The sequence below is a fragment of the Halosimplex rubrum genome, from assembly GCF_013415885.1.
GTDB lineage: Archaea > Halobacteriota > Halobacteria > Halobacteriales > Haloarculaceae > Halosimplex > Halosimplex rubrum.
In genome coordinates this window covers 1,210,434-1,237,205 of the sequence record NZ_CP058910.1, presented here as the reverse complement: position 1 = coordinate 1,237,205, position 26,772 = coordinate 1,210,434, and the positions used below count along the sequence as shown (strand labels likewise).

General features: G+C 52.9%; 18 protein-coding genes and 7 pseudogenes. 10 read left to right on the top strand and 15 right to left on the bottom strand.

Annotated features, from left to right (window positions below; genetic code table 11):
* Positions 1-36: 36 nt before the first annotated feature.
* Complete coding sequence (locus tag HZS55_RS06155; protein ID WP_179910839.1) at positions 37-543, top strand: SWIM zinc finger family protein; 507 nt, start codon at positions 37-39, stop codon at positions 541-543.
* A 436-nt stretch (positions 544-979) separates the two neighbouring features.
* Here HZS55_RS06155 and HZS55_RS06150 read toward each other — a convergent pair.
* The 4 genes and pseudogenes from HZS55_RS06150 to HZS55_RS06135 form a co-directional block, all read right to left on the bottom strand.
* Positions 980-1,465 (bottom strand): annotated as a pseudogene (locus tag HZS55_RS06150) (RNA-guided endonuclease InsQ/TnpB family protein); the annotation flags it as partial.
* A 33-nt stretch (positions 1,466-1,498) separates the two neighbouring features.
* On the bottom strand, positions 1,499-1,828 hold the full coding sequence (locus HZS55_RS06145; protein ID WP_179910838.1) for a type II toxin-antitoxin system PemK/MazF family toxin: 330 nt from the start codon (positions 1,826-1,828) through the stop codon (positions 1,499-1,501).
* Positions 1,821-2,207: a helix-turn-helix transcriptional regulator gene (locus HZS55_RS06140; protein ID WP_179910837.1), complete on the bottom strand. Its 387-nt coding sequence runs from the start codon at positions 2,205-2,207 to the stop codon at positions 1,821-1,823. Before HZS55_RS06140 ends, HZS55_RS06145 begins: the two co-directional genes overlap by 8 nt.
* A 167-nt stretch (positions 2,208-2,374) precedes the next feature.
* Positions 2,375-3,169: pseudogene (locus HZS55_RS06135) on the bottom strand (RNA-guided endonuclease InsQ/TnpB family protein); the annotation flags it as partial.
* A gap of 412 nt (positions 3,170-3,581) precedes the next feature.
* Between HZS55_RS06135 and HZS55_RS06130 the strand changes: the two are divergent.
* The 3 genes and pseudogenes from HZS55_RS06130 to HZS55_RS06120 all read left to right on the top strand — a co-directional run.
* A pseudogene (locus HZS55_RS06130) lies at positions 3,582-3,816 on the top strand (IS6 family transposase); the annotation flags it as partial.
* 53 nt (positions 3,817-3,869) lie between these two features.
* On the top strand, positions 3,870-4,856 hold the full coding sequence (locus tag HZS55_RS06125; protein ID WP_179910836.1) for an alkaline phosphatase family protein: 987 nt from the start codon (positions 3,870-3,872) through the stop codon (positions 4,854-4,856).
* A 267-nt stretch (positions 4,857-5,123) separates the two neighbouring features.
* Complete coding sequence (locus tag HZS55_RS06120) at positions 5,124-6,641, top strand: flippase (protein WP_179910835.1); 1,518 nt, start codon at positions 5,124-5,126, stop codon at positions 6,639-6,641.
* Positions 6,642-6,710: 69 nt separating this feature from the next.
* Here the strand turns inward: HZS55_RS06120 and HZS55_RS06115 are convergent.
* From HZS55_RS06115 to HZS55_RS06105, 4 genes and pseudogenes are all read right to left on the bottom strand, one after another.
* Positions 6,711-7,665: pseudogene (locus HZS55_RS06115) on the bottom strand (IS5/IS1182 family transposase).
* A gap of 76 nt (positions 7,666-7,741) precedes the next feature.
* Positions 7,742-8,300 (bottom strand): annotated as a pseudogene (locus HZS55_RS22570) (transposase); the annotation flags it as partial.
* 146 nt (positions 8,301-8,446) lie between these two features.
* Positions 8,447-10,375, bottom strand: a complete 1,929-nt coding sequence (locus HZS55_RS06110; protein WP_179910834.1) for a glycosyltransferase family protein — start codon at positions 10,373-10,375, stop codon at positions 8,447-8,449.
* 55 nt (positions 10,376-10,430) lie between these two features.
* Positions 10,431-10,580 (bottom strand): annotated as a pseudogene (locus HZS55_RS06105) (IS6 family transposase); the annotation flags it as partial.
* Positions 10,581-10,682: 102 nt separating this feature from the next.
* Here HZS55_RS06105 and HZS55_RS06100 point away from each other — a divergent pair.
* Both HZS55_RS06100 and HZS55_RS06095 read left to right on the top strand, forming a co-directional pair.
* Positions 10,683-11,303: pseudogene (locus HZS55_RS06100) on the top strand (IS630 family transposase); the annotation flags it as partial.
* Positions 11,304-12,058: 755 nt separating this feature from the next.
* Positions 12,059-13,003 (top strand): hypothetical protein, encoded by a 945-nt coding sequence (locus HZS55_RS06095; protein ID WP_179910833.1) that lies wholly within the window; start codon positions 12,059-12,061, stop codon positions 13,001-13,003.
* Positions 13,004-13,042: 39 nt separating this feature from the next.
* Here HZS55_RS06095 and HZS55_RS06090 read toward each other — a convergent pair whose 3' ends face one another.
* The 4 genes from HZS55_RS06090 to HZS55_RS06075 all read right to left on the bottom strand — a co-directional run bounded on the left by HZS55_RS06090 (position 13,043) and on the right by HZS55_RS06075 (position 17,415).
* Positions 13,043-13,930, bottom strand: coding sequence for a glycosyltransferase family 2 protein (locus HZS55_RS06090; protein ID WP_179910832.1), 888 nt, complete (start codon positions 13,928-13,930; stop codon positions 13,043-13,045).
* A 95-nt stretch (positions 13,931-14,025) separates the two neighbouring features.
* The gene (locus tag HZS55_RS06085) at positions 14,026-15,051 is read right to left on the bottom strand and encodes a DUF354 domain-containing protein (protein ID WP_281373007.1); all 1,026 of its coding nucleotides are present in this window, start codon (positions 15,049-15,051) and stop codon (positions 14,026-14,028) included.
* 16 nt (positions 15,052-15,067) lie between these two features.
* Positions 15,068-16,129, bottom strand: a complete 1,062-nt coding sequence (locus HZS55_RS06080; protein WP_179910830.1) for a glycosyltransferase family 2 protein — start codon at positions 16,127-16,129, stop codon at positions 15,068-15,070.
* A 2-nt stretch (positions 16,130-16,131) separates the two neighbouring features.
* Positions 16,132-17,415: a nucleotide sugar dehydrogenase gene (locus tag HZS55_RS06075; protein ID WP_179910829.1), complete on the bottom strand. Its 1,284-nt coding sequence runs from the start codon at positions 17,413-17,415 to the stop codon at positions 16,132-16,134.
* Positions 17,416-17,793: 378 nt separating this feature from the next.
* Here HZS55_RS06075 and HZS55_RS06070 point away from each other — a divergent pair, with 378 nt between their 5' ends.
* The 4 genes from HZS55_RS06070 to HZS55_RS06055 all read left to right on the top strand — a co-directional run bounded on the left by HZS55_RS06070 (position 17,794) and on the right by HZS55_RS06055 (position 22,835).
* Positions 17,794-19,233 carry a DUF58 domain-containing protein gene (locus HZS55_RS06070; protein ID WP_218927282.1) on the top strand — a complete coding sequence of 480 codons (1,440 nt, stop codon included), beginning with the start codon at positions 17,794-17,796 and terminating at the stop codon, positions 19,231-19,233.
* Positions 19,209-19,748, top strand: coding sequence for a hypothetical protein (locus HZS55_RS06065; protein ID WP_179910827.1), 540 nt, complete (start codon positions 19,209-19,211; stop codon positions 19,746-19,748). The genes HZS55_RS06070 and HZS55_RS06065 overlap by 25 nt, the downstream gene beginning before the upstream one ends.
* Positions 19,675-20,619 (top strand): hypothetical protein, encoded by a 945-nt coding sequence (locus tag HZS55_RS06060; RefSeq protein WP_179910826.1) that lies wholly within the window; start codon positions 19,675-19,677, stop codon positions 20,617-20,619. The genes HZS55_RS06065 and HZS55_RS06060 overlap by 74 nt, the downstream gene beginning before the upstream one ends.
* A gap of 143 nt (positions 20,620-20,762) precedes the next feature.
* Positions 20,763-22,835, top strand: a complete 2,073-nt coding sequence (locus HZS55_RS06055) for a hypothetical protein (RefSeq protein WP_179910825.1) — start codon at positions 20,763-20,765, stop codon at positions 22,833-22,835.
* 610 nt (positions 22,836-23,445) lie between these two features.
* Here the strand turns inward: HZS55_RS06055 and HZS55_RS06050 are convergent.
* Genes HZS55_RS06050 through HZS55_RS06040 form a run of 3 tightly spaced genes read right to left on the bottom strand, consistent with a single transcriptional unit; the run spans position 23,446 to position 26,661 of the window.
* The gene (locus HZS55_RS06050; RefSeq protein WP_179910824.1) at positions 23,446-24,675 is read right to left on the bottom strand and encodes an ABC transporter permease; all 1,230 of its coding nucleotides are present in this window, start codon (positions 24,673-24,675) and stop codon (positions 23,446-23,448) included.
* A complete protein-coding gene (locus tag HZS55_RS06045; RefSeq protein ID WP_218927281.1) occupies positions 24,672-25,970 on the bottom strand; it encodes an FtsX-like permease family protein in 1,299 nt (432 codons plus the stop codon). The genes HZS55_RS06050 and HZS55_RS06045 overlap by 4 nt, the downstream gene beginning before the upstream one ends.
* Positions 25,903-26,661, bottom strand: a complete 759-nt coding sequence (locus tag HZS55_RS06040) for an ABC transporter ATP-binding protein (protein WP_179910823.1) — start codon at positions 26,659-26,661, stop codon at positions 25,903-25,905. The genes HZS55_RS06045 and HZS55_RS06040 overlap by 68 nt, the downstream gene beginning before the upstream one ends.
* Positions 26,662-26,772 lie beyond the last annotated feature (111 nt).

Below are 26,772 nucleotides of genomic sequence, written 5' to 3'. Positions count from 1 at the left end.
GTGGAGCGCTCTCGATAGGGTGCTCTGGAAAGCAGCATGCATCCACTCAACCAACTCGAATTTTCGAGTGGCGTCGCCAAGCGAGCCCAGTACGAGGCCTTCGAATTCACGCTCTCCCACGGAGGCGTCCAGGTCCGCAACGGCAGTCACGAACATCCGAGCGAGCACGAATACCTCGTCCGCAGCGACGATGGGGTCCCGGTCTCGTGTACCTGCCCCGCCGACGAACACGACGATGGCGCGTGCAAGCACCGCGTCGCGGTGGCGATCCGACGACCACTCATCGATGCAATCGCAGACAGAGCGACTGGCAAGACAGTCGCCCCGGACGGGGGTCGGATCGAGACGGCCACCGATTCGAACAATGAAGAGCGAACTGCCGACGAAGCGTGTTCCGGGTGTCTCGACGACTTCCCCTGCTGGGAGTGCGTTCAACCGGGAACAAGCCACTTCCGGAGTGAAGAACCGACACAGCATCAAGAGCGGCTAATATCCCAACGCTCGGGAAACCGCGCCGTCGTCGGGCTACGCCCGACTGCCTGAGGGAGCTTTGCTCCCTCTCCGTTCACGGCGCGGAGGAGGTCATTGATCTACCATGGCCGTTCCCAAATTTTCAGCGTTGCTGTGTCAGTAGTTACTGCGGGTTCTTATGTAACAACTGCACCGCCTTCGATGGACTTTGTTACACAAGATCGAAGTCCGATGACCAAGGAGCGGCGTTCAGCCAGTACGCTCGACCGGTACCGATGGCTAGTGGAAACGCGCTCGTCGATGCGGTTCGAGATCGACGACCAGGAATTCCCAGTTGGGACGTTGCCGGGCTGGGAGACACACACCGGGCACCGAGTGACCGCTGCTTTGCTATCGGTGGTGGCTCCACTGCTGTGGCTGGGATCTGGAGGCGAAGACACACACCAAGCAACGAGTGAAAGGAACCACTCATAATGGTGGACCCCAGAACATCAGTTATCCGATAGGGGTGTTCCCTGACCCAGATGGGCTTCGCCGTCTCCACACCACACGACGCACACTCTTTGGTCGTCCCAGCGGCTGTCACCTGCACGACGTGACAGCCATACAGGTCGGCCTTGTTTTCAAGCAAGGTGATGAACTGTCGCCACGCCACATCCTGCTTGTTTCGAGCGTTGTGGGACTGGTCTAGCATCCCCGTCACGTCCAAGTCTTCGACGAACACGGCGTCGTACTCTCGGACGAGCCACGTCGATAGCTTGTGCTGGTAGTTCAGCACCATCCGCCGAATGTGTCGCTTCACCGTCGCCACTTCCCGACGTTGATCCTCGTAGTTGTTCGACCCCTTCTCCTTTCGTGAGAGTTTGCGTTGCTCACGGTGGAGTCGTTCGTACTCGTCTTCGAGGTCAAGCCAGTCCACAGTCTTGCCGTCACTGGTGTGGATGTAGTTCAGGATGCCGAGGTCGATACCCACGCTATTGCTCGTGTCGAGCGAGCCACGACTCGTCAATTGCAAGCTTCTGTGCCGTCAGCTATAACCGATTGTTTCGGATAGTGCTTCGACGGCCTCGTCGACGACTTGCTGTGAGAGTGCGCCGACAGTGTGGTTGATGTTCGTCGCCGAGAGTACGGTCGGATATCTGGGCACAATATAACTCTGTTTCGACAGCTGGCCGACCTCCCAATCGTCTGCACTAATCGGGATGCTATCTTGGGCATTGGTAGTCGATATTCCGAGTGCGATCTGCTGGTCCGGATAGTCTGGATTTGCACTCTGGCTGACGATCACGTAGGGGCGGTTGTACGATTGGAAGATCGCCGGATGAGTAACCACCTCGCAACGGAGGTGCTCACTCATCAGTTTGGGACTCGCGCCACGATTCGATCTCCGACTTGTCAGCGGCCTCCGTATCCCAGTCGATATCCCCCCACTCATCGTCGTGTTCCGAAACCGCTCTCACACTGTTGATCGTGCTTTCGAAGCCCGTGATACGGTCATCCTCGGCGATCGCCCAATAGGTGTCTTTGTGTCGCACGAGGTCACGCTCTTCGAGTCGCTGGAGCGTCGGTCCGATACTCCCCATGGGAATATCCACTTCTGCTTGAATCTCTGTCGGAGTGAATCCTTGATCTGGGTATTCGGCCAGGAACGAAAGTATCGTGTGTGCGTTTGATCCCGGTCGAAGCCAGTGGTCGTACTCTTCTGATTCAGTGTACTCGTCGAAATCGACCGGCATCTTATACAGATGTATCTTCAATATCCGATAGTATAAGCATTGCCGTGCTCGAAATGGGGGACTGGAGCGACGCACCGCCGGAGATTTTATCGGCGCCACCAGGGGTGGAGCGCTATCATTGACATCCTCCTCCGCCTGAAGGCGGAGGAATCCCGAGCGTTGGGATATTAGGGTTTGCAGTCTCCCTGTTCTCTCGGTATGAACCGTCCGCTCTCGCGGTCGAACAGGTAGACTCCGGGCTGTGCCAACCAGCCGTTACTCATATCCCCGGTCGGGGGACTCTGAGTTATCTTTCTGCGGATGTTCACCGCACCGTTCATGTCTACGTTCATCGTCGTGTTACACGACTCACAGACGTACAACCCACGCTCCACACGGTTACTGTCTCGGATCTGCCCGCAACACGAACACGTCTTGCTCGTGTTCTCCTCGTCCACTCGGTCAACGAGGATACCGTACTTCTCAGCCTTGTATTCGAGCAGACGAGCGAATCGGTTAAACTCCCATCCGTGCAACTTCTTGTTCCCCGACTGACCCCAATTCCGTGAATCACCGGTCTCGTCCTCGCGGATGTCGCTGAGGTCGCCAACCGCGATCCGCTCCACGCCTTCTTCCACACACCGCTCAACGATGTGTTTGCTGAGGGTGTGGAGGAAGTGGTCTTTGCGTCGGGAGAGTTTCCGTCGAGCCTTCAACGCACGCTTCGACGGGGCGTTCTCGCCTTCGGTCTGGTACTCCTCGCAGGTGAAGTAGTGCTTGTCCTCTTTCAGCGTGTTCCCCGGATACAACTCCGAGGGGCCGTCTTCGTAGTTGATAGCGAGGTAGTTGCTGATCCCGAGGTCAATACCCGCTGTCTTGTCTCCGGGTGCGTTTTCGACCGGAATCTCTTTCTTGCAGACGAGGTGGAGTTCCCACTCGTCGCCGTTCCAGACGGCACGCACCTGCTGAATGTTCTTTTGTTCCCTCTCCGTTCACGGCGCGGAGGGAGCCATTGATCTGCTATGACCGTCCCCAAATTTTCAGCGCTGCTGTGTCAGTAGTTACTGCGGGTTCTTATGTAACACTTGCACCGCCTTCGATGCACTTTGTTACATAAGATCGAAGTCCGATGACCAGGGACGGCCGTTCAACCAGTTACGCTTGACCGGTACCGATGGCTGGTGGAGACACTCTCGTCGATGCGGTTCGAGATCGACGACCAGGAATTCCCAGTGGACGTTACCGGGCTGGGAGACACACACCGGGCACCGAGTGACCGCTGCTTTGCTATCGATGGTGGCCCCACTGCTGTGACTGGAATACAGAGGCGAAGAGACACACCAGGCAACGAGTGTAATTGACCACTCACGATGGTGGACCCCAGAATCTCAGGTATATCAGACTGCACTTGCTCGATTAGGATTGAGCAACCGGGTCAACGATACCGGCCGAAATCTCATCGAAAAGTGGTTTCACACGCTCAAGATGCGGATCGACCGCTTCCATAACTCGTGGGTGGGCAGTCGGCCCACATTCATAAGTGAATTTATATTTCATGCATTGCTACAACCGTCAGAGACCGAATCAAGCTCTCGATGGAAAGATGTCGGTCGAGGAGGTGCTGAACTAGACAATGCCCCACTAATAGACATCCTTATCTGAGATCAGTTACTCTCAAATAGTATGCCAGTCAGTTTCAAAGGATGGGTCTCAGAATTCGGTGAGAATCTTAAAGAGAGTCCATCGATCGCAATGATGCAGTTTCTATACTGCATCTATCTTGGGATGTGGTTCACCGTTACGTCACGAGTAGAAATCGGGGAGAACATTTTCGATCATGACTGGGATCTCTTAGTAATATTAGATGCGTGCCGAGTTGATGCTCTTCGAGAGGTTGCCAGTGAATACGAGTGGTTAGAGGCTGAGGAGATCGATGCAAAATATAGCCTCGCTAGCGGCTCGTTTGAGTTCATGTGCAAGACGTTCACGACAGAATACCTTGACGAGATCAATGACACTGCATACTTGTCCGGGAACGCATTCGTCGAAAAAGCGTTCATAAACGAGACGTATGCGCCGAGTGTGTCGGTTCCATTCGGCTGGCCAAAAGACAACGTTGTGACAGAAAGTGACTTCGGCCGGTTAGAAACCCTCTGGAAATACCACCATGATGATGATATTGGCACCACGCCACCAGAGCCAGCGACAAACGAGGCAATAACAATCGGCCGAGAATCAGATAATAGCCGATACATCCTCCATTACAATCAGCCACACGACCCATACATCCCAGACCCCATCAATGAGGATCGACCGGCGACGGATGTCGAGCGAAAACCACTGAAGATGCTCAAACGTGGCGAGATTACACGGGCCGAGGCATGGGAAATGTACCTTGACAACCTGCGGTTTGTTCTCGACGAGGTGGAGATGTTACTAGAGAACTTCGATGCTGATCGGGTCCTCATCACAGCTGATCACGGCGAGTCCTTCGGTGAATTTGGGGTCCACCGCCACCCGACTGGTTGGCCGCATCCGGTCGTCAAAAAGGTCCCCTGGTTCTATACAACCGCCAGTGATGAGTGGACCCGCGAACCATCTATCGACCGTACACAAGATCAGGATCGAGATGTTGATGGCCTGCTCCGAAGTTTAGGATACAAAACCTAACACCTTTCCGGTAAGTCCATCTGTTCATTTGTACGGCTGATAATTTAATACGCTCTTGTGAAGCACGTTGTTGATTTCAGAGCGCGGCATCAAGAGCATATTTGAGCACTTCGTTACCTGGTTTTCTTGGGATCAGCAGAGATCGTTTAGCTTCTACCTCCCGCGGTTATTCCGGGTGCTGATTTGGCATTTAGAAAACCCGAAAATCGGCGCTGATCCCTTTTAGAAGCGAAAACTAATAATATAGGGGTAAGCTAGTCAAGATGAATGCCTGACAGTAGTGAGGACAGTTATTCATCATCATTATTGGCACTAACTCAAGGGGCAACTCTGTTTTTTATTGGTCGAATTTTGAAAAATGGGTTAACGGCACTATTTAATCTAATTCTCACTCGTGGTCTCGGTGCTACATTATTTGGTATCTACACCTATGCATGGACACTGACATCACTAGCAATAGTCCTAGGTAGGTTAGGAACTGGAAAATCCTTGCTTCGTTTTATTCCAGATTATAGTGATGATCTCGCAAAGCGTAATAACTTTTTCAGTCTTGCTTTATTCACTGCAGTTACCGGCAGTTCAGTAATTGGGGTGGTTTTTTATGTAGCAGCACCAACCATATCATCACAAACATTAGAGTCCCCGTTACTAGTTCAAGCACTGCGGATCTTCGCTTTTGCACTTCCATTCTATACGCTAATTCGACTTACTGGTGAGGTATTCAGAAGTGTCGAAAAGATTAAATACAAAATAGTTCTGATTGACATACTCTCCCCATTATCAAAAGTTGTATTCACTGGAATTGTTCTGGCAGTTGGATATTCCCTACTTGGTGTTGTTACAACTCTATTACTTGTTGGCGTGTTCACCTTCTTCATAGGGATTATTATGATCATCCATTCAACAGACCTCCGTCCCTCGTTTGATCTGCAACAGACCCACAAGAATTATGATGAATTTTTCGGTTACAGCATCCCATTAACGTTTAAGGATATAGGATCACTGCTGTATACTCGTATTGATATTCTGATGGTTGGTATTTTCCTCACAAATTCTTCCGTTGGTATCTACCGGATTAGTACGCTACTTGCTATGTTTCTATCCTTACCACTTTCCGGGTTCAACCAATTGTTTCCTCCGATCGCATCAAGACTATATTCCAATGGAGATCTGGAGGAATTAGGTTCCCTTTACGAAAGAGTTACCCGGTGGACATTTACCCTTTCGATTCTGCCTGCGCTTGTGGCAATAGTCTATGGACAAGAAATACTATTGATATTTGGACCAAAGTTCACCAAAGGAGCGCTTGTTCTTTCTATCTTAACAATCGGGCAATTAACAAATTGTCTAATCGGACCCAGTGGATTCCTATTAATGATGACTGATCACCAGTATCTGAATTTACTCAACCAGTGGATACTCGGCATCTTAAATGCAATATTGAATTACGTTCTAATCCAAAGATATGGAATTGCCGGTGCGGCTCTCGCCACAGCAAGTGTTCTTTCAATAATCAACTTAGTACGAATCGGTCAGGTCTGGTATACTGAGCGCTTGATGCCATATTCTTGGTCATTTTTAAAGCCGATTATTGCTGGCTTCACAACCGTATGCACTCTAATTACTTTCTCGTTTATTTTGGAAGGTTATGTGCTATTAATTCTTGGTTCAACTGGGGGAGGAATAGTGTTCCTGAGTACACTATATGTACTTGGTATCGAACAATCAGATAAAGAATTCTTTAGCAAAATTTTGAATGACTATATCATAAATCGCTCTGTATAATCATTTCCCCATTATTCCATATTGTATTTGTGACCATAACAGTAGTTGAGGGTGCCATAGAACCTCTTCTCACACCGTGATGACCGTACTTCCCGGATTGTCTCTGCGTTTGTAGTTGATGATTACGACGACAAGACGAAGACACAGGGAGAGAAACACCTGTGCTCACGTGTGGACGCAGCCTCAGGCGTGCGTTCGCTCGAGGCTGCAGTTCTTGACTGATTCGTTGGTTCGTTTGACACCGGTCCGGCGGTTGTACGTCTCGTCTAAGGTCGATTGCTTCAGCTGAACGCCTTCGCTGTGATCGGTGATGGGAGAATTGTCACATTAGTAGACGTCTTTTGGATCGTTGGTATTTCGCGCGTTGTACGGGGCGACTGGCACGATCACCCTACTAGCCGCAGGGGTCTGCCAGTCGGGCATGTCGTAAGCCATCCATATCGGCTGAGCGGCAGCGAGCGCGTTACGTGTGACGCACATCATTGTCTCCCCTGGCGCTTGTTTGCTCTCGGTGAACTCGGCTACAATCGATCTTTGATCCGGTCGGGAAATCGTGTAACCGTATCCGTAGTATACCAATCGGCGGTTGGGTAGCACTTCGAGGCGCCTTGATCGGTGGGCATCGCTCTCACGTCGGTTGAATCAATGCAGTAAGTCAAGTCGAGCAGGCCGCGGTGGGCAGCCTGCTCGACGAGTCGATCGAAGACATCGTCAACGGCGTGTTTGAGGTCAGTGAGAAAGCGATCGACCTCGTCTCTGGATGGCGGTCGATCGAACCCACAGCTCAGCCAGATAATCGTGTTCCGATGCTTTCACTCAACCGGACAAACGCCGTAGATGTCGTGGTAGTAGCAATAGAGGAACCCACGTATCACCTCTAGTGGTTCGTGCTCTCGTGTTCGCCCCATCTTTGCCGGGGAGAACACGTCAAACTCTTCGAGCAACTCGAAGGAGAGATGTTCAAACAAGCTAGTGTCTCGGTCTCCGTGACATTGAAGAACACCTCTACCGAAGGGGACAGAATTCAGGATATTGAGATCCGAAACATATCGTACCTCACGCTCAATGGCAATTCGCTCTTGTGAAGCACGTTGTTGATTTCAGAGCGCGGCGTCAAGAGAATATTTGAGTGCTTCATCACCTAGTTTTCTGTAGAGTTCACGCCGGAGTTCGAAGGCTCTGAGATACGGCGTCAGCTTGGTTTTCGAGACACCGCGATGGGGCAAGAACCACCGTCGCGCCAGGATGTGTATCTCTCGCAGGTGCTGACGTGAACGTCTCTATCCGCATATTCACCATCATCGTGAACAACGTACTCACAGTCGAACGTTTCATCCGCTTCTGGCGGATCATAGGCTCGAAATACGTCCGTATAGACGGTTAGCGACCCCTCGTCGTGGTCGGCAAGCAAGTGACGCACGATCTTCCCCGGCGGATTTCGCTGGCACGAGGTAGTGATCACCCGTTCCTCGGTCAACCAGAACGAGAACATCGGTGGCTTGTCTTCAGCATACGTCCCACGCCTGCGTGTGAACAGGCTATGAGGCCCGATGGTTGATCTCGCTCGCGGCCTTTCAGACCGGCTCTAACGTACAATTCGTTGAGCTCGTCCGGCCCTTCTAACTGTAGCCAAGGCGCACCCAGCGCTTCCTGCGAGCGCTAGGCGCGCTGGCACACCGTCTTTAATTATGTATCCTCCTTCGCCAATACGCCGTCGTAAACTTGGCGTTGAGACACTCAAAATCAATCTCGAAGTCGCTCTATAACGCTATCAGCAATCGCTTACCCACTAGCGTTTCGGGAACTCATTGAGTAGTACTAGCTGGTTTTCCCATAGAGGAAGCGTTCACACGGTGCAATATAGCTGAGTCGCCTGAAGTATAAACCCGGTCATGCTCTCCAATATTCAGTGTCCCCTCATAGATGTAGTCGCCGCCATAATATCCTAAAACAAGTTCTCCACGTTTTTCTCGTGCTTCATGTCGGATAAGATATTCTCCCATAACGTCATTTGGATTTCGTATTGTCTTAATATCGTATAGTGTTTGTTGCCTCTCGGTGAATTCACCCATTGGCAGTCTAGATGTCAGGTACTTATATGAGATGCCATCTGTTCGAATCTGACGGCCTGACGGGATCAATAGTGTATGTTCCAGAGCGGCTTGTTCTTCCGCCTCTAAATGTTCTGTAGGGCCTTGCCAGCCGATCTTGTTAGAGTCTGCTGCAGTGTCTTGATAAATCCCACCAAGTAGGCTAGTAAAAGCAAATATACTGAACAAAACCACAATAAAATACATGGAATAATTATATTTTATTCCCGATAGTTGGTCGATTATGTCCTTCATTCCCAGAGTGACAAAAAGGGCAGTGAACAGACTTAGGAGCAAAATAAGGCGGTCTAACCTAAAGGCACTGAGTCGGTTAATGACATGAATAGGACTATACATTATAAACGGCGTGCAAATCAATGTGAACAGAGCGACTATCCGAATTCTCTCGTTGTTGGACCGGAAACTGATGACGATCCCGACAAGTAGGAATAAGCCCAATAGATAGGTGTTTAGGTATTCAAAAATGTGGAATATAGGCAAAGAAGTGTCAATGCCACCAGAAGTTGGAGTGGCACTCGTTCCAAGGACCTGTCTAACAATGAGTCGACCGATAAGCCCTTCGGCGTTGTAGATCCAATATGCGCAAAATGGCGTTACAAAAAAAAGGATCTCGAATACTGTGATGAGCGGTCGCCCGCTCGTCATAGCCTTGGACACACCCCACAAGAGTACTAACACAAAGAGTATCTGCAAGTATGACACTTGATGAACTAAGAGCGTGAAAAGTACTGAAACGCCTAATAGGATAGACCAAGCCCAATTTTGATACCTATTTTCCACCAGAAAAATCCAGAGAAGAAGTAAGAATCCAATGAACGCAAACGTCCTCGTGATACTATATAGGCCCGCATACACCACAGTCGGAAGGGTAGCATAAACAATGGATACCTGACACGATAGGCGCCTATTTTTGGTAATGCGTGAAGAAATCCCATAGATTAGCAAGGGCGTGGTAGCGACTACCGCACCGATGATGATGAAATATGACTTCTCTGGTAGTCTTCCCGAAATTTGGATGAAGATAGCACCAAAGATATGATATAATGGAAAATTAGCATAGTTACTAACCCAGTCAGGAATAACGGTTCCTGTGTTAACTATATGTAATGTGTAACTAAGGTGAGGTAAGATATCAGTCCCGCCGATGAATAGTGGTTCTCGAAGAGTGACGCTGTAGGTAGAAATCAAAAGTGTCGCAATAGCATATCCAATTCCTCGTTCTGGATAGTGCTGAAACGTCGATAGAAATGCTAATAAGAACATTCCAGTCAGAAGGATGAAGAATTCGTAGCCTCGATCTGGGACAATTGCTAAATAGCTAATCCCAACCAGATATGCTATCGAAAACGTTCGTATGCTTGTTACTGATTTAGGTACATTTCTTATTATAGGGTAGGTACTCACATCGTTCCGAAGCATCAGATAGAAGCTAGCCACAAGAAATGGGATACCTGTAATCAACAGCCCTGCCAAAGCCAACTCCACACCACCAATCAATAAGCCCGTTAAAGATCCGAGTATTACGCCAAGAAAGAAAAGGCCGGGGAGGTGATTGAAGAGGAAATTCTCCAGATCTACTGGGAGTATCGATGGTAAGAGGGTCCGAAGAGGATCGTGGGGCATGTGTCGCTATAAAGTGGTAGATTTAAACGCCTAAAGATACCGATTGAGGTAGTGTTCAGATAAGCTGATTCCATGCGAAACTGAACGATCTGAGCGAATCATTGGCTGTTTCCGCTTCGGCGTTGCTGAAACAGTTTGAGAAACAGATAGTTCGTCGCTTTACTTCTCTGAAGACACGTTCAACAGCGTTCCGATTTCCATGTTTATGATCTTGTTTAGACGCCGAATTACGGGCCATTGAGATCCTGTCTCCCGATCAGGTCTGAGTGGACGTTGTCAGCTCGACCCGGACGATCGCTTCGACGGGCCGAGTTGCCGGCGGTTGTTGAAAGAAGCTAGATTAAGCTATTAACAACCCGCCGTACAGCCGCCAGATCCGAACAATTCGAGCAAGAAGCGTTCCATGACGAGATCAAAAAAGCGAGCGGAGAGGGACGCCAAAATAGTCTGTATCGATCAGACGAAGAGATCTGTTCAGGTCGAGCCGCGTGCCGCGTGGTTTCCGCGCGGCACGCGACCGAGCGTCGAACTGTCCGGACAACGCGACTGGACGTGTCTGCTCGGCGCGATCACCGAAGACGGTGAACACTTTTTCTCACGATCCACCGAGTATGTTACCGCCGATCACGCGAAACATTTCATTCCTGTGTTATGAAAAAATTCGAAAAAACTTGATCGTCGTGCTGGATGGTGCGCCGTATTTCCAGGCGTCGGCCGTCACGGACCTGGCGGCCCGTGACGACCTCGGTTTCGTCACGTTACTGTCGTATTCGCCGGAACTCAACCCTGTCAAGGAGTGCTGGCGGCAACTCCAAGACGCTCTCAGCAACCGGTTCTTTGACTCGCTTGAGCAATGACTATCGCGATCGATCCCGCTCTCGGCCAACTTTCAATTCCAGAAGTGGGCAATTACTTCAAACGATCATAGCGTTTTCGGGCATGAATCACCCAGAAAACGCTACGCTCACCTTTCAAACCTTATCTGAACACCGCGCCGATCGAAAAGCAAATTCCAAATATAGGTAATATAGGGCGTGGTGTAGTACCGCGTTGAGTTAGAGGATGAAGCGTTCGATCTCGAAGCGTCTATGCCCTATTCCGGACGTCTCAACGGCTTTATCGTGTGGATAGACTTGCGGTTGTGGAGGTGAGCAAACTCCCGAGTGGGCGATTCAAGTAGGCACCCGCCATAATTTAGATGACAGATGAACACAAAATGCAAGTTAGAATCTCGAAATTGGGAGTCCAACGCAGTCACATTACAATCCAGAACTGGGTTCATATGGCGGATCTACAGCCGAGCTCGACAGTGACTGCGGATCAACTTGTGGTCAACGAGAAGATGATCTGCCTCTATGGGCAAGAACACTGGCTGTACAGCGCTGTCGTCCTTAGACAAACGAAATTCTCTACATGAGCTGTTTCCCACCACGGTGAAACGAACGACACAGTGGTTTCTGGGCGATTTACACTGCCGCTATCAAGTTGACGACGTGCTGTTTCTTGTAGATGATGCGGAGTACCTACTCTCGCTCCTAAACATCATTCTGCCGCTAAGCTTTCACGGGGGATTCTTGGAGAGACGCGGATACTCTCTTAGAGCACTTCTTTTTCAAATTGACTAACTAAATAGCGGCCAACGAATCATAAATTACAATACTCTAGATGTCTATATGTGATCCGATGACGGCCAAAATAACGAATCATTTTAAAAGAATTTTACATAATCCATCAGCCGCGATCGGGTATTCTCAGCATGTATGTACAAATATAAATGGAAAGGTCAACCAGAAGTTCAGCAATGAACCCGATCGCCCCATACCTGAAGCTGATTGGGATACATTATTCATCCTTGATGGCTGTCGCTATGACATATTTAAAGAGGAAATATTAATGGAGGGTGATTTAGAATTGCGAAAAACCCTAGCAAGTACATCAAAGACCTATTTCCAACGTAATTATGCCAACAACCAGTTTGAGGACATAGTCTATGTTTCCGCTAATCCATTTAGTTCCAAAATTGCAGAACATTCATTCCATAAACATATACCCATATATGAAGAGTGGGATGAAGACTTAGAAACAGTTCACCCACAGACAGTCTCAGAGGCAGTTCGGAAAGCTCACGACAAGTATCCGAATAAACGTATTGTCGGGCATTATATGCAACCACATTATCCATTTATAGGTGCGCAGGGGCAAGAAATTGACCACCGAGGTTATGCCAAGGATAGCAATTGGGAGAGTTTTGCTACGTTATCTATATGGAAACAGTTACAGTTTGGGGTGACCCCAATTTCCCGTAATGAGGTCTTAGAAGCGTACCGAGAAAATCTCAGAATCGTCCTTGATGATGTTTCACAGCTTGTAGATGATTTAACTGGAAAAATTGTCATGACTGCGGATCATGGAAACCTTATAGGTAATAGACAGAACATACTCCCGGTTCGTGGATACGGCCATCCAGCGGGACTTGATCTTCCAGGAATTCGTCATGTTCCCTGGTTTATTCTCCCCCATTCTACTCGAAGAAAAATAGTGGCTGAGAAAAATGAAAATAAAGGGCCTAAGCAAGATAGTCGGAGTGGGGTAGAAGATCAATTAAGAGCACTTGGATATCGGCAATAGTCGGAGATTCTCGATCGAACAATGAATTTCGATCAAATATCAACTTAGGCGGTCAAATACTGCCTTTGCAAAAGATAGTACATCAGTAGTGGATGGTGGCTTAGATTCCTTCAGTAATTCGATAGCCTCGATCAGATCTCCGTTTCTAATATGACATCGTGCTAAATCAAAATTATGGTATTCTGAAATTGGTACGCCATTTTGTTCTTGCACTGATATTTCATCAGAAAATTTATGGAAAAACAACTCTTTAGCTTGAGATACGGAATTTGCAGACGGATAATTAGTTTCGAATTTAATCACGTATGGTTTATGCATATATATCATTTCGCCTTCTTTTAAACAACGAATCAAAAACTCGAGATCTTGGTGACGCGTGAAATCTTCATCGAATCCATTAATTTTGTTTACTACAGATCTGCGGACTAATATGGTTGATGCTCCACCGAGTGTTGTCTGGAGAGACAATATCTCTTCGATGGTACAGCTCTTGTCTGTTGAAGGACTTATTGCGAGATTTTTTATCAAGGTTGTGAACGGATCCTGCGAAACATATTCAGTGCCACAGTAAATTCCCGCATATTTGTCGCTCCTTGACGATAGAATTTTGACTTGGTGTTCTACTTTTTCCGGTCTCCAAGCATCGTCCGAATCTAATAAAGCAATATATTCGCCACTTGCTTCATCGATTCCTGTGTTTCTTGCAGCGCTACCACCTCTATTTCGAGTATGCTCGATAAGGTAGAGATCATCAGAGTATGTCGAACGAATACATTCTACAGTTCTATCTGTGGAAGCATCATCTACTACAATTATTTCAATGTTGTCATAAGTTTGAGACAGCGCACTATCTATACAACGAACTATTGTATCTTCTCTATTATATACAGGGATGACGATACTCACCAGAGGGGTTTGTTTAGACATGGTTTCTGATTAGCTCAACCTCACCTAAATATAAATTTATCGGCCTATCACTACTACAAGCGGTTATTTTTAAACAGCTATAACATTTTAATTGATTACCGGTCATGGACCTCGGATACACTATCAACTATGAGCTTAGTCATATCCCTTTTTTCCTCTGCTACTTGTTTCCGTATACTATTAGCATTAAAGTCATTAGAAAGCATTAATTTTGCATTTTTCATTATGTCGTCTGTAGAGTGCCCATGGAGATCTTTAACAGAACCATACCGGTTCTCAAATTCAGTCAAATACCCCAGATTGAGTTCATTAAGATATATGGCAGGGGTTCCCAACAGCGCAGCTTCTAGTGCAGTAGCTGCCCCTTCCCCCACATATAAATTTGAGTAATAGAGTAAGTCATGGAATAGATGCGGGGGGACATCTATAATGAACTCCTGAAATTCTCCAGGAGCAGTCTCTTCAGATGAGATTAAAATATTGTATCCTAATTCATCAAACTTTTTAATCAACTTTTTAAAATCTGTACTTCTTTCCGCTCTAAAGTCATGTGCTGCATTCCATGCAATTAGCCTGAATAATACATAATTGGCGTCTGAATTGATATTTAGATGTTTGAATACCTCTGTATTTGGCTCAAAATAGTCAGGGTGTGTATATGCGAGGTAATCATAACTATCGTAAAATTCATGTTTTTTTCCGAAGTGTTTTTTAAACCCATTTGGGCTGTAGATCTTATCAGCAAATGGCTTACTTAATCTGTTTTCGATAGTTGCATGATCGTTATCAATGAATAGTATATTTTTTGCGTCAGTAAGTTTGGCTGCATGAGATGCTGCAACCCCACTTTGAGAGATTACAATGTCGGGTCGAATTTTTCGAAACTTATTAATCATTTTATACTCATACTTTGCCTGTATTTTACATAGATTGATAATATTGGTCGGTTCCTTTTCTACCAGAACCTCTGAATTCAAGGAGTATTGTTCCAGTAGATCTTTCGTAACGTCCGATGACCGGCCGAAGATCCAGATATCATGCCCCATCTGCTCTAAAATCCTGGCTGGGTTTTTGAATATGTGCACATTTGCGGGGTGCTGCACAGTGAATATAATCTTCATGAGGTACTAAATTTAATTACGCTCGCACCTGTATTTCCTTGCTTTCGTTGACCTGCATATCGAACAGCATAGCGAACATCATAAACATACTTCCGATCGAAAATACGAGGATACTCGTAGACCCACGAACGAACAGTGAGTTTCCCAGCATGAACTTCGCGTATAGCGACCACCCAAGTCCCATCATCCCAAGCGTCGTCATCAGTGCCCCAAAGACGTAGAACAGTGCGAGTGGATGAAAGTCAAGCACGAGGTACTTCACCTTCAGGCGCCAAAGGAAATTCTGGAGTAACATCACGGAAACCTTCCGAATGTAGGTCGTATAGTCAATTGAAGACTCCTCGTCCCCGTAGATGGCAGGCACGGCTACGTCGGCGACCCGCATCCCTTTCGCGTTGAGTTTCACTAGGAGGTCGTTGCAGTAGCCGTAGTACTCGTACATCATCTCAATGCCGACGTTCTCCAATGCGTAGTTGGAGATGGCAGTGTAGCCGTTCTGGGGATCCATCGTCTTCCAGTATCCGCTGGCGACTTTCGTCAGAAAGGTCAGGATAGAATTCCCGAGAAAACGAAATATAGGCATATCTTCACGGAACTCTCGGTACAAGAGCCGATTTGCCTTCGCATAGTCGGCTTCGTCTTCAACAATTGGGTCAAGTAATCGCGGCATATAATCAGGGTCCATCTGCCCGTCACCATCCATCGTGACTGTAATATCTATTTTGTCCTCTAATGCGGCTAAATACCCAGTCTTGATAGCTCCACCAGCACCCATATTCTCCCGGTGTTGTATCGGGACAACCCGCTCGATTTGGTCGTAGACCTCTGCTCGGTTGGACAATAGCCCACCGCCGTCTGCAAACACTGTTTTCGAAGTCTTTCCCTGTTGATCTTCTAATTCAGTAGCTTCGTCTTGCTTGGCGGCCTCATAGATCTCCTCCCAAGTGCCGTCGGTCGAGCAATCGTCAATGACGTAGATGACATCCACGTACTCCGGTATGGTTAGAATGACATCCCCGATCAGCCCCTCTTCATTATAAGCGGGCATGACGACGCCGACTGTATGGTCGCGGTACATGATTAGACCCGCCTGTAGTCCACGGAATCTGAATCTGCGAGCCGTCCGTTAAGGTCACCCATTACGTCGATAACCAGCGGGTTCTCAGACATCCTATGCATCAGATCCGTATATTCGAGGTCAAGATATTCCTCGTGGGGAGTCGCCAGTAGGATTGCATCGACACCATCGAAGGAGGGGATATCCTGAACCTCGATCCCAAATCGGTCTCTCACTATCTGAGCGTCCGCACGGGGATCGTGACCGATAACCTCCACATCGTATGATTGTAGTTTTTCGATGGTGTCTTCAACTGGGGAAGTTCGGATGTCTCCTACACCGGGTTTGTACGCAAGTCCGAGCACGAGGACAGTACTGTCTTGAAGGACCTTCCCGCAATCATTCAGGCCTCTGAGCATCATTTCGGCAACGTGCTTCGGCATGTACTCGTTCACCTCCCGCGCTTGTTCCATGAGTTGCGGCGTGTATCCATTCCGCTCTGACTCGTAAATCATGAAGAAGGGATCAACGGGAATACAGTGCCCCCCGACAAGTCCAGGTTGGTAGTCGTGGAAGTTCCACTTCGTGCCTGCGGCTTCGAGGACAGCGTGTGTATCCAGGCCGAGATTGTTACAGGCAATCGCCAGCTCGTTAACCAAGGCGATATTCAGGTCGCGCTGGATATTTTCAATGCATTTCGCAGCCTCGGCGGCCTCAATATCTGGAGCCCGATGAACGCCTGCATCGACGATTGTTTCGTAGAGAGCGGCGAGATCAGCGAGAACGTCGTCGTTTTGTCCACTGACTATCTTTATGACATCACGGAGCCCGTGCTGGCTATCTCCTGGAACCATTCGTTCCGGTGAGTAGCCGACATAGAAATCCTCGCCCACGGTGAACCCTGAAGTCCGTTCGATAGCTGGTGCCAGAATTTCGCGTGTTGCACCGGGGTAAACTGTCGATTCCAAAATGACTGTCGCACCTTCTTGGATATTTTGTCCGATAGTCTCGCCAGCGCTTTCGACGAACTTCAGATTCGGGTTCTTGAGATCGTCAACCGGCGTGGGGACGGTGACAATGATGTATTCTGATTCTTCTATCGCCGTTTCATCTGCCGTATACGAAATCTGGCTCTCTTCAACTAATTCGTCACGAAGTTCCGCTGTCGGGTCTGTTCCCCGTTGAAGTGATTCGATCTTCTGTTGATCCACATCGTACCCGATGACTGTATGCCCCGCCCGATCGAAATGAATCGCTAGTGGTAGCCCGACATATCCGAGCCCGATGACGCAGATCTTCCCATCCATGGTAATTGTGATCTATGTACCTCGAATTCGAATGTCGCTACTCATTGATTTCGTTGTCACTACTGACAGACCTCCGTTACTGACTGGATTCGACCCTCGGTTTGGGAAACCCAGTTTTGACTAGCCCCAAACAATGACCCGTTTGACATCTGCTTATACGAAGCCTACTCTACTATACTCACCTATACTTTACGGGTCTATCAAACTAACCAGCAACATACGATCCATCGTTGGAAACGAACAAGGCCTGCAACGAGATCGAATGCTGAGCTTGCTGAATTAACAATTTACAGGGATTGGACGCTCTATGGGGCCTATGCTATCAAGTGCAGTAACTGACCGACATTTTCAACTACCCAACCCAGAATGTAGGCTATAATGCAAGCGCGGGTGCGGTTCTGGACTATTGCTGGTGTGGCGGGCCTGCTCTCTCTCTGGGCGGTCGTTCTGGGGCAGATCGTCGTACTATTCGGTACAGCGGGGATCGCCGCGTGGTTGCTCACTCAGCAGTATCGATTCACTCGATTGACTACGGAGACGACACAAAGTCTCTCAGTCACGCAGACACCATCTCGATCGCAGGTACCCACCGGGGAGACCACAGTCCTGAGCGTCACTATGGAAGCGACAGATCCGCTCGCGCTCCATTGTTCGGTGACACCCAGATTCCCACCTGGTTCAGAGTCGGATTCTACCGGGTTCGCACTCGAACGAGGGGAGAACAGGTCAACACACACAGTCGAAGTAATGTGGCCAGTTGCGGGGACCCACACCATCGAACCACCCGAGCTGACACTGCGTGATCGGCTCGGGCTGTTCGAACAATCGATCACCGTCGGAACGGCTACAACTGTCAGCGTGCAGCCCCGTGGGACTCAGAATCTCCACGTCGGTGAGGGAGGCGACCCGATCGCTGCAGGACTCGGTGACCACGAGACTGGCCAATCCGGCAGTGGACTCGAACCGGAGGAAGTCCGCAAGTACGTCCCTGGCGACACCATCCGGAATATCGACTGGAAAGCGACGGCACGGCTCGGTGAACCACACGTCAGGGAGTTCGAGACGGAGACCGACCGCGAGACGGTCTTGTTCGTCGACCATCGCGAGTCACTCGAAACCGGCCAGCCGGGCGAGACGAAACTCGACTATCTCAGGCAGGTCGGGCTTGCGTTCGTCGAGAACGCTCGCGAACACACTGACCCGCTCGGTTGTTACACGGTGGGCGACGAGGGCATCACCGGATCGTTCACGCCGAGTGCGGACACCGACCAGCAGCTATCGATCCGTCACCAGCTACAGTCGCTTGCACCGACCGAACGAGCCGACGAGCCAGACCGGTCGACAAGCCCGACCGCACCAGCGCGCGCCCAGCAACTCCGCGGGCGACTCGCTGATGACGAGACGGCTTTCGGGACACGGCTCGCGCCGTACTTCGATCGACCGAACGCGTACGTGGAATCGGTGCTCGAACGACCACTCGTGGGTGCGGTCAAATCTGCGACGGCGGGACTCGATGGATCGATCTGGTCGGTGATACTCACCGACGACCAGAACCGGACTGAGCTGCGAGAGGCGGTGAAACTGGCGCGACGGAATCAGGGGCGCGCGCTGGTCTTCATCGCACCGACGGTCCTCTACGAACCGGGGGGCCTCGGAACCCTCGACGACGCTCACGACCAGTACATGGACTTCGAACGGTTCCGCCAGTCGCTGGCGTCGATGGATCGCGTGACCGCCTTCGAGGTCGGTCCGGCCGACCGCGTGTCGGCCGTCCTCGCCAGAGGGCGAGAACAATGGTCGAGGACACGGAGGAACTGATGGCGGGTACACACCTCCCCCGAGACGACGACGGCGACGGTGAACAGCGACTGTCCAGGTTGCTCTCTTGGCCCGCTACTAAGGAAGCACGAACTGACCTTCTCGTGATCGGAGCAGTCACTAGCATGCTCACGTGGGCGGCCGGTCCGACAGGAATCGTCGCGGGAGTCGTGCTCGTTGGACTGTGGTCCGTACTGCCGAACGTGGCTGTCTTCGCGATAGGGCAGATCATTATCACCGCGCTCCTCGGAGGTGAGGCGCTCTCGATCGGGACTCTCGTTCCGGTCGCCACGCTCGGCGGCCTGCTCACCACGACCGGTATTTCGGATGGGATCGTCCGCAACGCCGGCTTGCTGTACGTCCTCTGGGTCGGGATCGCTGTCATCGTCGCCGTGATATATCTCTGGACAGCGGCGGTCTGGGTGGCGGCGGCCGTCTCCCTTGCCGTCGCGATGGCCGGGTTTATATCCCTCGCTATTCACAGCTATCGGCAGGTCGGAGACGAATATGAGTAAGGAGGGGGTCGAACGAACAGTGAGCCAATCCGTGGACGAAGACGACCCGGAGCAGGTCGGCAGCACCCGCGACGAGATCCACGCCGAGCTTGCGTTGCTCCGCGAACAGAACGCGACGCTTCGCGACTCGTACGTCCAGGCCAAGCAGACACAGTATCGACGAACCGCGCTCGGCCTTGCCGGGCTGGGATCGTTGGCCGGCGCGAGCGGTCTCATCCTTCCCGACGTTCGGGAACTCCTGTTCGTACTCGGTGCGATCGGCCTCTTCGGCGGACTCCTCACCTACTACCTGACCCCTGAACGGTTCGTCGCAGCGGATGTCAGTAACGCACTCTACAGCGCGATGGCCGACGACCGGGAAGCGATTCTCGACGAACTCGGCCTGGCCGACGAACGTGTATACACACCCGTGGGAGAGCGCAACAGTCGCGTCAGACTGTTCGTCCCCCAGTCGGCCGAATACGAGATCCCATCGGACGACGAACTCGATTCGTTCCACGTCGTCCCGGAATCGCCCGGAGAACGCGGCGTCGCCTTCCGCCCAACCGGCGAGCCGCTGTATCAGTCCTTCGAGGATACAGTCACCGGGTCGGTCGCTGAGACGCCCGCCGAACTCGTGCCCCAACTCACGGATGCACTCGTCGAACAGTTCGACCTCGTCACCGAGACCAGCGTCGATCTCGACGCGAACAATGGACGCCTGACGATCGGTGTCGACGACGCTGTCTACGGCTCCGTAACCCGTCTCGACCATCCTGTGGCCTCCGTGCTCGCCGTTGGGCTCGCGAGGCAACTCGGACAGCCGGTAACGGTGGAAACGCGCGCGTCGGCCGACGAACGGATGGCCGTTCAGGTCACCTGTCGCTGGTGACGTGCTCCGGGGAGCCACGACAGAGCCACAACTAGGGGATCCCGAAGTCACGGGAAACGGAGTCGACAACCACTACGGACGACCGATCACCAAAGCATAGATTTAGGAGCACACTCATTTCGATGGTAGGACCAAACTCCGTGATGGATCTGTCTACGCGAGGGGCGGCGCTGGTTGCGGTGCTGTTGCTGGTGAGCAGTATCGCGATTCCAGTCTCCGCGGAAATCTCGGACAGTGACAACCGACCGGAACAGAATCCCAATGATGGTTCGTCGGTCCCACAGATACAGACGGCCAACAATTCGACAAAACACCACGATGACCCCAATGCGGTTTCAGAAGGCGGCGATATTTCGGAGGTAGAGGGGTGGCTAACCGACCGGTTGGCAAACCGGCTCGGCGACAGTGCCGTGCAGATCAGTCAGGGACAGTACGAACAAGCACAGTCCATCATCGGTGACGACTACGACTCGCGGCTCGAGCAACTCATCGACGTTGCAGGCGAAACCGAGGGTGACAGTGACGACGAAGCGGCCGATCGATTATCCATAATCCAGCGTGCCCAGCGCAACTACTCGGCCGCTGCCAGCGAGTACAACGAAACGTATCGAGAGTATCAAGAAGCCAGAGAGGCAAGCAACGAGACAGCCGCTCGCAGGTACGCCCGCGAGCTGCGCGAAATCGAACAGGACGTGGAACAGCTCAATCGGACCCTCATCAGGAACTACGAGCAGGTGGAGAATCTCACGGGCGCCGACCTCTCCACGGTCACCCGAAGTATCGGGTCGACCACGGAGAACATTACGACTCAACAGCGTCAACTAGAGGGCGAACTGTTCACTCCGACGCGGCTCCAGATCCGAGCGGATTCGGCGACGGTGGCCTACGACGACCCGCTTACGATCCGAGGGCAGTTGACTCGGGAGAACGGGTCGGCGCTAGCCGACCGGTCGATCACGCTACGGATCCACACCCAGACGCAGGAAGTGGAAACTGACGCCGATGGGAGGTTCACGCTTCGCTATCGCCCGCGGACGCTTCCCGCGAACACATCGATGCTTCGCGTCGAATACGTGCCCGAAGCGGAGTCCGCCTTCCTCCCGGCGAATTCGACGGTGGCGGTCACCGTCGAACAAGTCGAAGCGACGATAGAGCTCCGCGCAACGCCCAAGCGGATCGGCTACGACGACCAGGTCGAGGTGGCCGCCCGGCTCGTCCACAACGGCGAACCGGTGTCGGGCATTCCACTGACCGCGGACATCAACGGGTATGAACTCCCAAACGCGAGGACGACAGCCGATGGGAACGCAGCGATGACCGGCCGATTGCCTTCGACGATCCCCACGGGTAAATATCAGTCGACCGTCTCGATCGCGGTAGCAGGCCGTGCCGTTACCGCCGATCCCGCTACCACTCCCCTCACCGTTACGGAGACAGCGACGACCCTCAGCATCGCCGGTGAGCGAGTCGGCGAAACGATGACACTCTCGGGGCGGCTCACCACTACGGACGGAGATCCACTTGACGATCGAACCGTACGGCTGACGATTCCAGAGGGCGGTGACCACACGGTACAAACGGGGGGCAACGGCACGTATTCGGTGACACTGTCCGGTTCGGAACTGTCCGACGGGGTGAACGGGAGTCTCGCCGTCACGGCGAGATTCGACGGCGGCGGGACGAACCTTGGGTCGGTCTCGACCAGCGAACGGATCCAGTTCGAGACGTTCGGTTCCACAGCCACCCAACCCTCGGGCGGGCTACCGCTGGGTCCCGTGGCAGTCGTCGTGGTCTGTCTCGTTCTGGCCGGGCTCGGGGCCGGGGTCGTCCGCTATTCGAGGTCAGACGACGACGACGAACGACCCCCCGATGGAGCGGATTACATCTCCGAATCGGACATCGAGACGCCGGACGCGGCTCAGGACCAGCCTGACTTCTCGACCAGTTGGTCGCTACTCGAAGCGGATCGGCCGGACACCGCAGTCCGGTACACCTATCAGCAGCTTCGGGAGCACCTGACGAGCGAAGTGTCGGTGCGCCACTCCGACACCCACTGGGAATTTCTCGCGAAGTGCAGACGGAGCGGTCTCCCCGAAGACCAGACGGTGGTACTCGAAGAGCTCGTCCAGACGTACGAGCGCAGCCGATTCTACGGCGACGGTAGAGATCAGGATATCGACTCGCTCATGGACCGGATCGAGTCGACCTGGTCCTGACTGCTTCTGTTCCTCCGCCTTGGGTGGCCTGTTCCGGCGGATCGGCCAGCCGACTTGGACAATATTCCAGACGTGGCCTCGACCGATAACCCGCCAGAGAGAATCCTGTACGTCTCTGTTTTGGGTATGCACGGGCCGACGAATATAGTGTTAGATAATAAAGAAATTGCAGACATACCTTCTCAGATTACAAATATAGGAGTTTCATAATATATATTATATATGAACAAATTATAGTGACATCTCAGATAATACGCGATAGGCGACGAAACTCGTACATTTACGATGGTTATTTATATGAATGGCGACTACTTTGGGGGTCGGTCCTTCTGGTATCAGTGGTCAATGTTAGGAGTTTACGCGCTTCCTCCCACGACTGAAGCCGTGGACTTCCGCGCTGTACTGCTGTGAGCCAACCAACCCCCATAACATTTCTTGAAAAGTATCACAGTCGCCGAATCTGCGGTCTGGAGGCCGAATCCCTCGACCCACCCTAGTTGGGGGGGAAGCCGGACACCCTATCTAGTATCGACAGGCGGAACAGGGCGAGTGCCTCGGGGCTTGACCCCGAACCAGTTCACTACCGCTGTCCGACAAGTCCGAGTATTCGTCAGTAGAGGCTATCGAGCGGGTTCGAACGCGCGAGATACAGACTCGCTGCGAGGCCACCGACGAGACTCACGAAGATGGCCAACCCGAAACCACCGAGAAGGATCCGGTGGGAGAGCCGAGCGACGCCTTCGAATCCGGTCACCACCGCGGTGACCGCGTTCACCGCTTCAACCCCTGGGATAGCGAGTCCAATACCGAGGAGTCCGCCGATGATCCCAATGAGGAGCGTGTAGACTAGGATGAGCCCGGCAAGCGCCGAGCGCGAGAGACCAATAGCGGTGACCGCTGCGAACATCTCGCGGTGGCGAAAGACAAATGAGAGTTGCAGATTCAGCACCAAAAGCACGCCCGCGACGACTGCCAACACGAAGAGGCTCCCGCCGCTGAGCAGTACGACAGCCTGGTTTTCCAGCGTCGCTCGCAGCTGTTCCTCGTTGGTCCGGATCGTGTACTGGGAATAGCTCTCCGTCAGGTTTGCCTCCAACGCCGCGACATCCGCACCGTCCTCCGCTCGAACGAGCACGAACGAGGCCCTATCGCTCGCAGTTGTTCCCGTTATCTCCTGTAGCTCGCTAGGTGGGATGACAACGCTGGGCGCGCCGACGAACTGCGAGTATGTCGGCGAAATACCGACGACGGTGAATTCGTTCTGTCGGGCGGTTCCGATGGTCCCGCCGAGATACATCGTGTCGTTCACGCTGATATCCAGAAGGTCCGCAGTTCGCGGGTCGATAACCACCTCGTGGCTCATCGGCCCCTCGTACGTTCCGTTGGCGTAATGAGCATCTTCCGGCGAAAATTCGCGTCCTTCACTCATCGTCACGAGGTTCCCATTGGTCGGTGCTCCGACCCCCACCAACGTCTGGAACTCCGACGAATTCCGACCAGCGTAGACGGTCTGGAATATCATCGGAACAGCCGTCGCCACCGCCTCGCGTTCCTCGATCTCCGTTGCAACCTTGTGGGAGTCGACCAGTGAGTTCTGGAACCCACCGACGGTCCCCGGGCGCAGCTCAATGGGGCCACCGGTCACCCACAGATCCTGCCCGGACTGTTCGAACTTCTGCTGACCGAACTCGAGGACGCCAACCCCGACGCTGGCGAGCAACACGGCGGCGAGAACGGCCATCGCGACGCCGGCCACGGCGATCACCGTTCGCACTCGCTCGTGGCGAAGTTGCGCAACGGCGACGCCGACCACCGCACGCAGTCGTGCGAACGGACTCATCGCGAAAGTACCTCCATCGGGTTCGTCCGCTGACTTAGTAGAACCGGATAGATGGCGCCCAGAAGCCCGATCACGAAGGCGACAACCAATGCGTAGCCGACGAGCAGCGGATCGAACCGCGCGACGGTCGACTCGGCGAAGATCTCCCGGCCGGCGACATTGATCGCGACGATACCGAGCGCGCCGAGACCGATCCCGAAGCCCCCACCGAGAAGTGCGACCGTGACGGTTTCGGCCGCGACGAGCACCGACCGCGAGCGCCGCGACAGTCCAACTGCGGCAAGTGTCCCCAGCGATTCGCGGTCGGAACTCACCATGAGCCCCATGAGCGTTGCGACGAACAGCACGCCGACGACGACCGCAGTAGCTGCCCCGCTGACTGCGATGGCGAGCGGCAGATTCGACGTTGAAACGCGCTGGGCAGCCAGCCCACTCCGTTCGACAACCGTCGTCCGCGGGTACAATGTCGCCAGCGACTCCTCGACACCGGGATCGTTGGTACTCACGAGGATCTGGTCGGCCTGGTCGCCGGTTGTCGCGTCCGTCATCGCCTGCAGCTCGCTCAGTTGGACGACGGCCATCGGGATAGATCCGAACGCGGTCGACGCCTCGCCCGTGGACACGTTCACGACCGAAAGCGACCGGTCGTCCGGGATCCGGTCTGAGACGAGCCGACTGCCAGTCGAGGCGTTGATCGTCTCCGCAGCGGCATCATTCAGCATCGTCTCGCCGGTCCAGGTTCCGTCGTAACTCCCGTTCGCGTAGTAGGGATCACCGGGGCTGAGGGGTGCGAGAGACAGTCCGAGGAGGTTTGCGTTCGGACGGGCAATAACCCCGGCCGCGAAGATGTACTCCCGTTCGCCAGTGACTGTGTCCTCGACGGGGACCAGTTCGAGCAGAACTGGAACGGCATACTCGACTCGATCATCAGTTCCGATCTGCGCACTCGTCTCGTGGACATTACTCAACTGTACGCCGCCGGCCGAGACGACGAGCGACTGGACGTTCGCGTCCTCGGGAACGATCCAGTAGTCCGTCTCTGGACTGGAGATGACCGACTCCGAGGCGAGACCGAACGAGACGCCCGTGACGGCGACCATCAATCCGATCGCAAGAGCGACGCCGACGACGCTCAACACGACGCGCTGTGGCGAAGTCCGTACCCGGCCGGCGACGCGGCGAGACGCCAAACCGACCAGCGCACCGAATCGTCGGAGTCGACGCATACTATTCGGGCTCCGAGGCTTGCTGGGTCGCCATGCGTTCACCGTCTCGGAGCGAGATTCGACGGTCACAGACCTCCAAGGCCTGTCTGTCGTGAGAGGCGAGGACGACTGCCCGGTCCTCGGCAAGGTCGGAGAGCACGGAGAGGACCCGCTCGCTTGTTTCCGAATCCAGCTCGCCGGTTGGTTCGTCGGCGACGACTATGTCCGGCTCCGTCGCCAGCGCGCGTGCAATGGCGACCCGCTGTTGCTCGCCGCCAGAGAGCTGGCCAGGTTTGTGGGTGATCCGATCACCGAGCCCCACGGATTCGAGCAGTTCGCCCGCATGTTTGCGACGCTCGACCTTCGAGATGCCGAGTTCGATCAGCGGCAGCGCGACGTTCGCACGCGCCGACAGCGACGGCAACAGATGGAACCGCTGAAAAACGATGCCGACGTGGTCGAGTCGCAAGCGAGCGCGTCCACGTTCGCCGTAGTCGGCGACGTTTTCGCCGGCGAGCGTGACAGTGCCCAATGTCGGCACGTCGAGCCCGGCCAGTAGATGCAACAGCGTCGACTTGCCGCTGCCGCTCGGACCGGCGATCCCCACCAGTTCGCCGGCGTGAACGGCGACCGAGACGCCGTCGACGGCGCGAACGGCCGGCGTCGAGTCTCCTCCAAACAGGCCGGAGCTACCGCGGTCGTACTCGCGAACGAGGTCCGATCCTCGCACGACGGCATCGGCCGCCTGGCGCTCGTCGGCGCGCAATCCACTCCCGGCCATCAGTTACTCCAACTCAACGGGCCCGTCGTATACACTTTTCGCGACCGGAACCTCCTGCTACCTGTCACGCTGTCTCGGTGCCACTGTCGGGCCGGTTGGGAAGAGGGATGC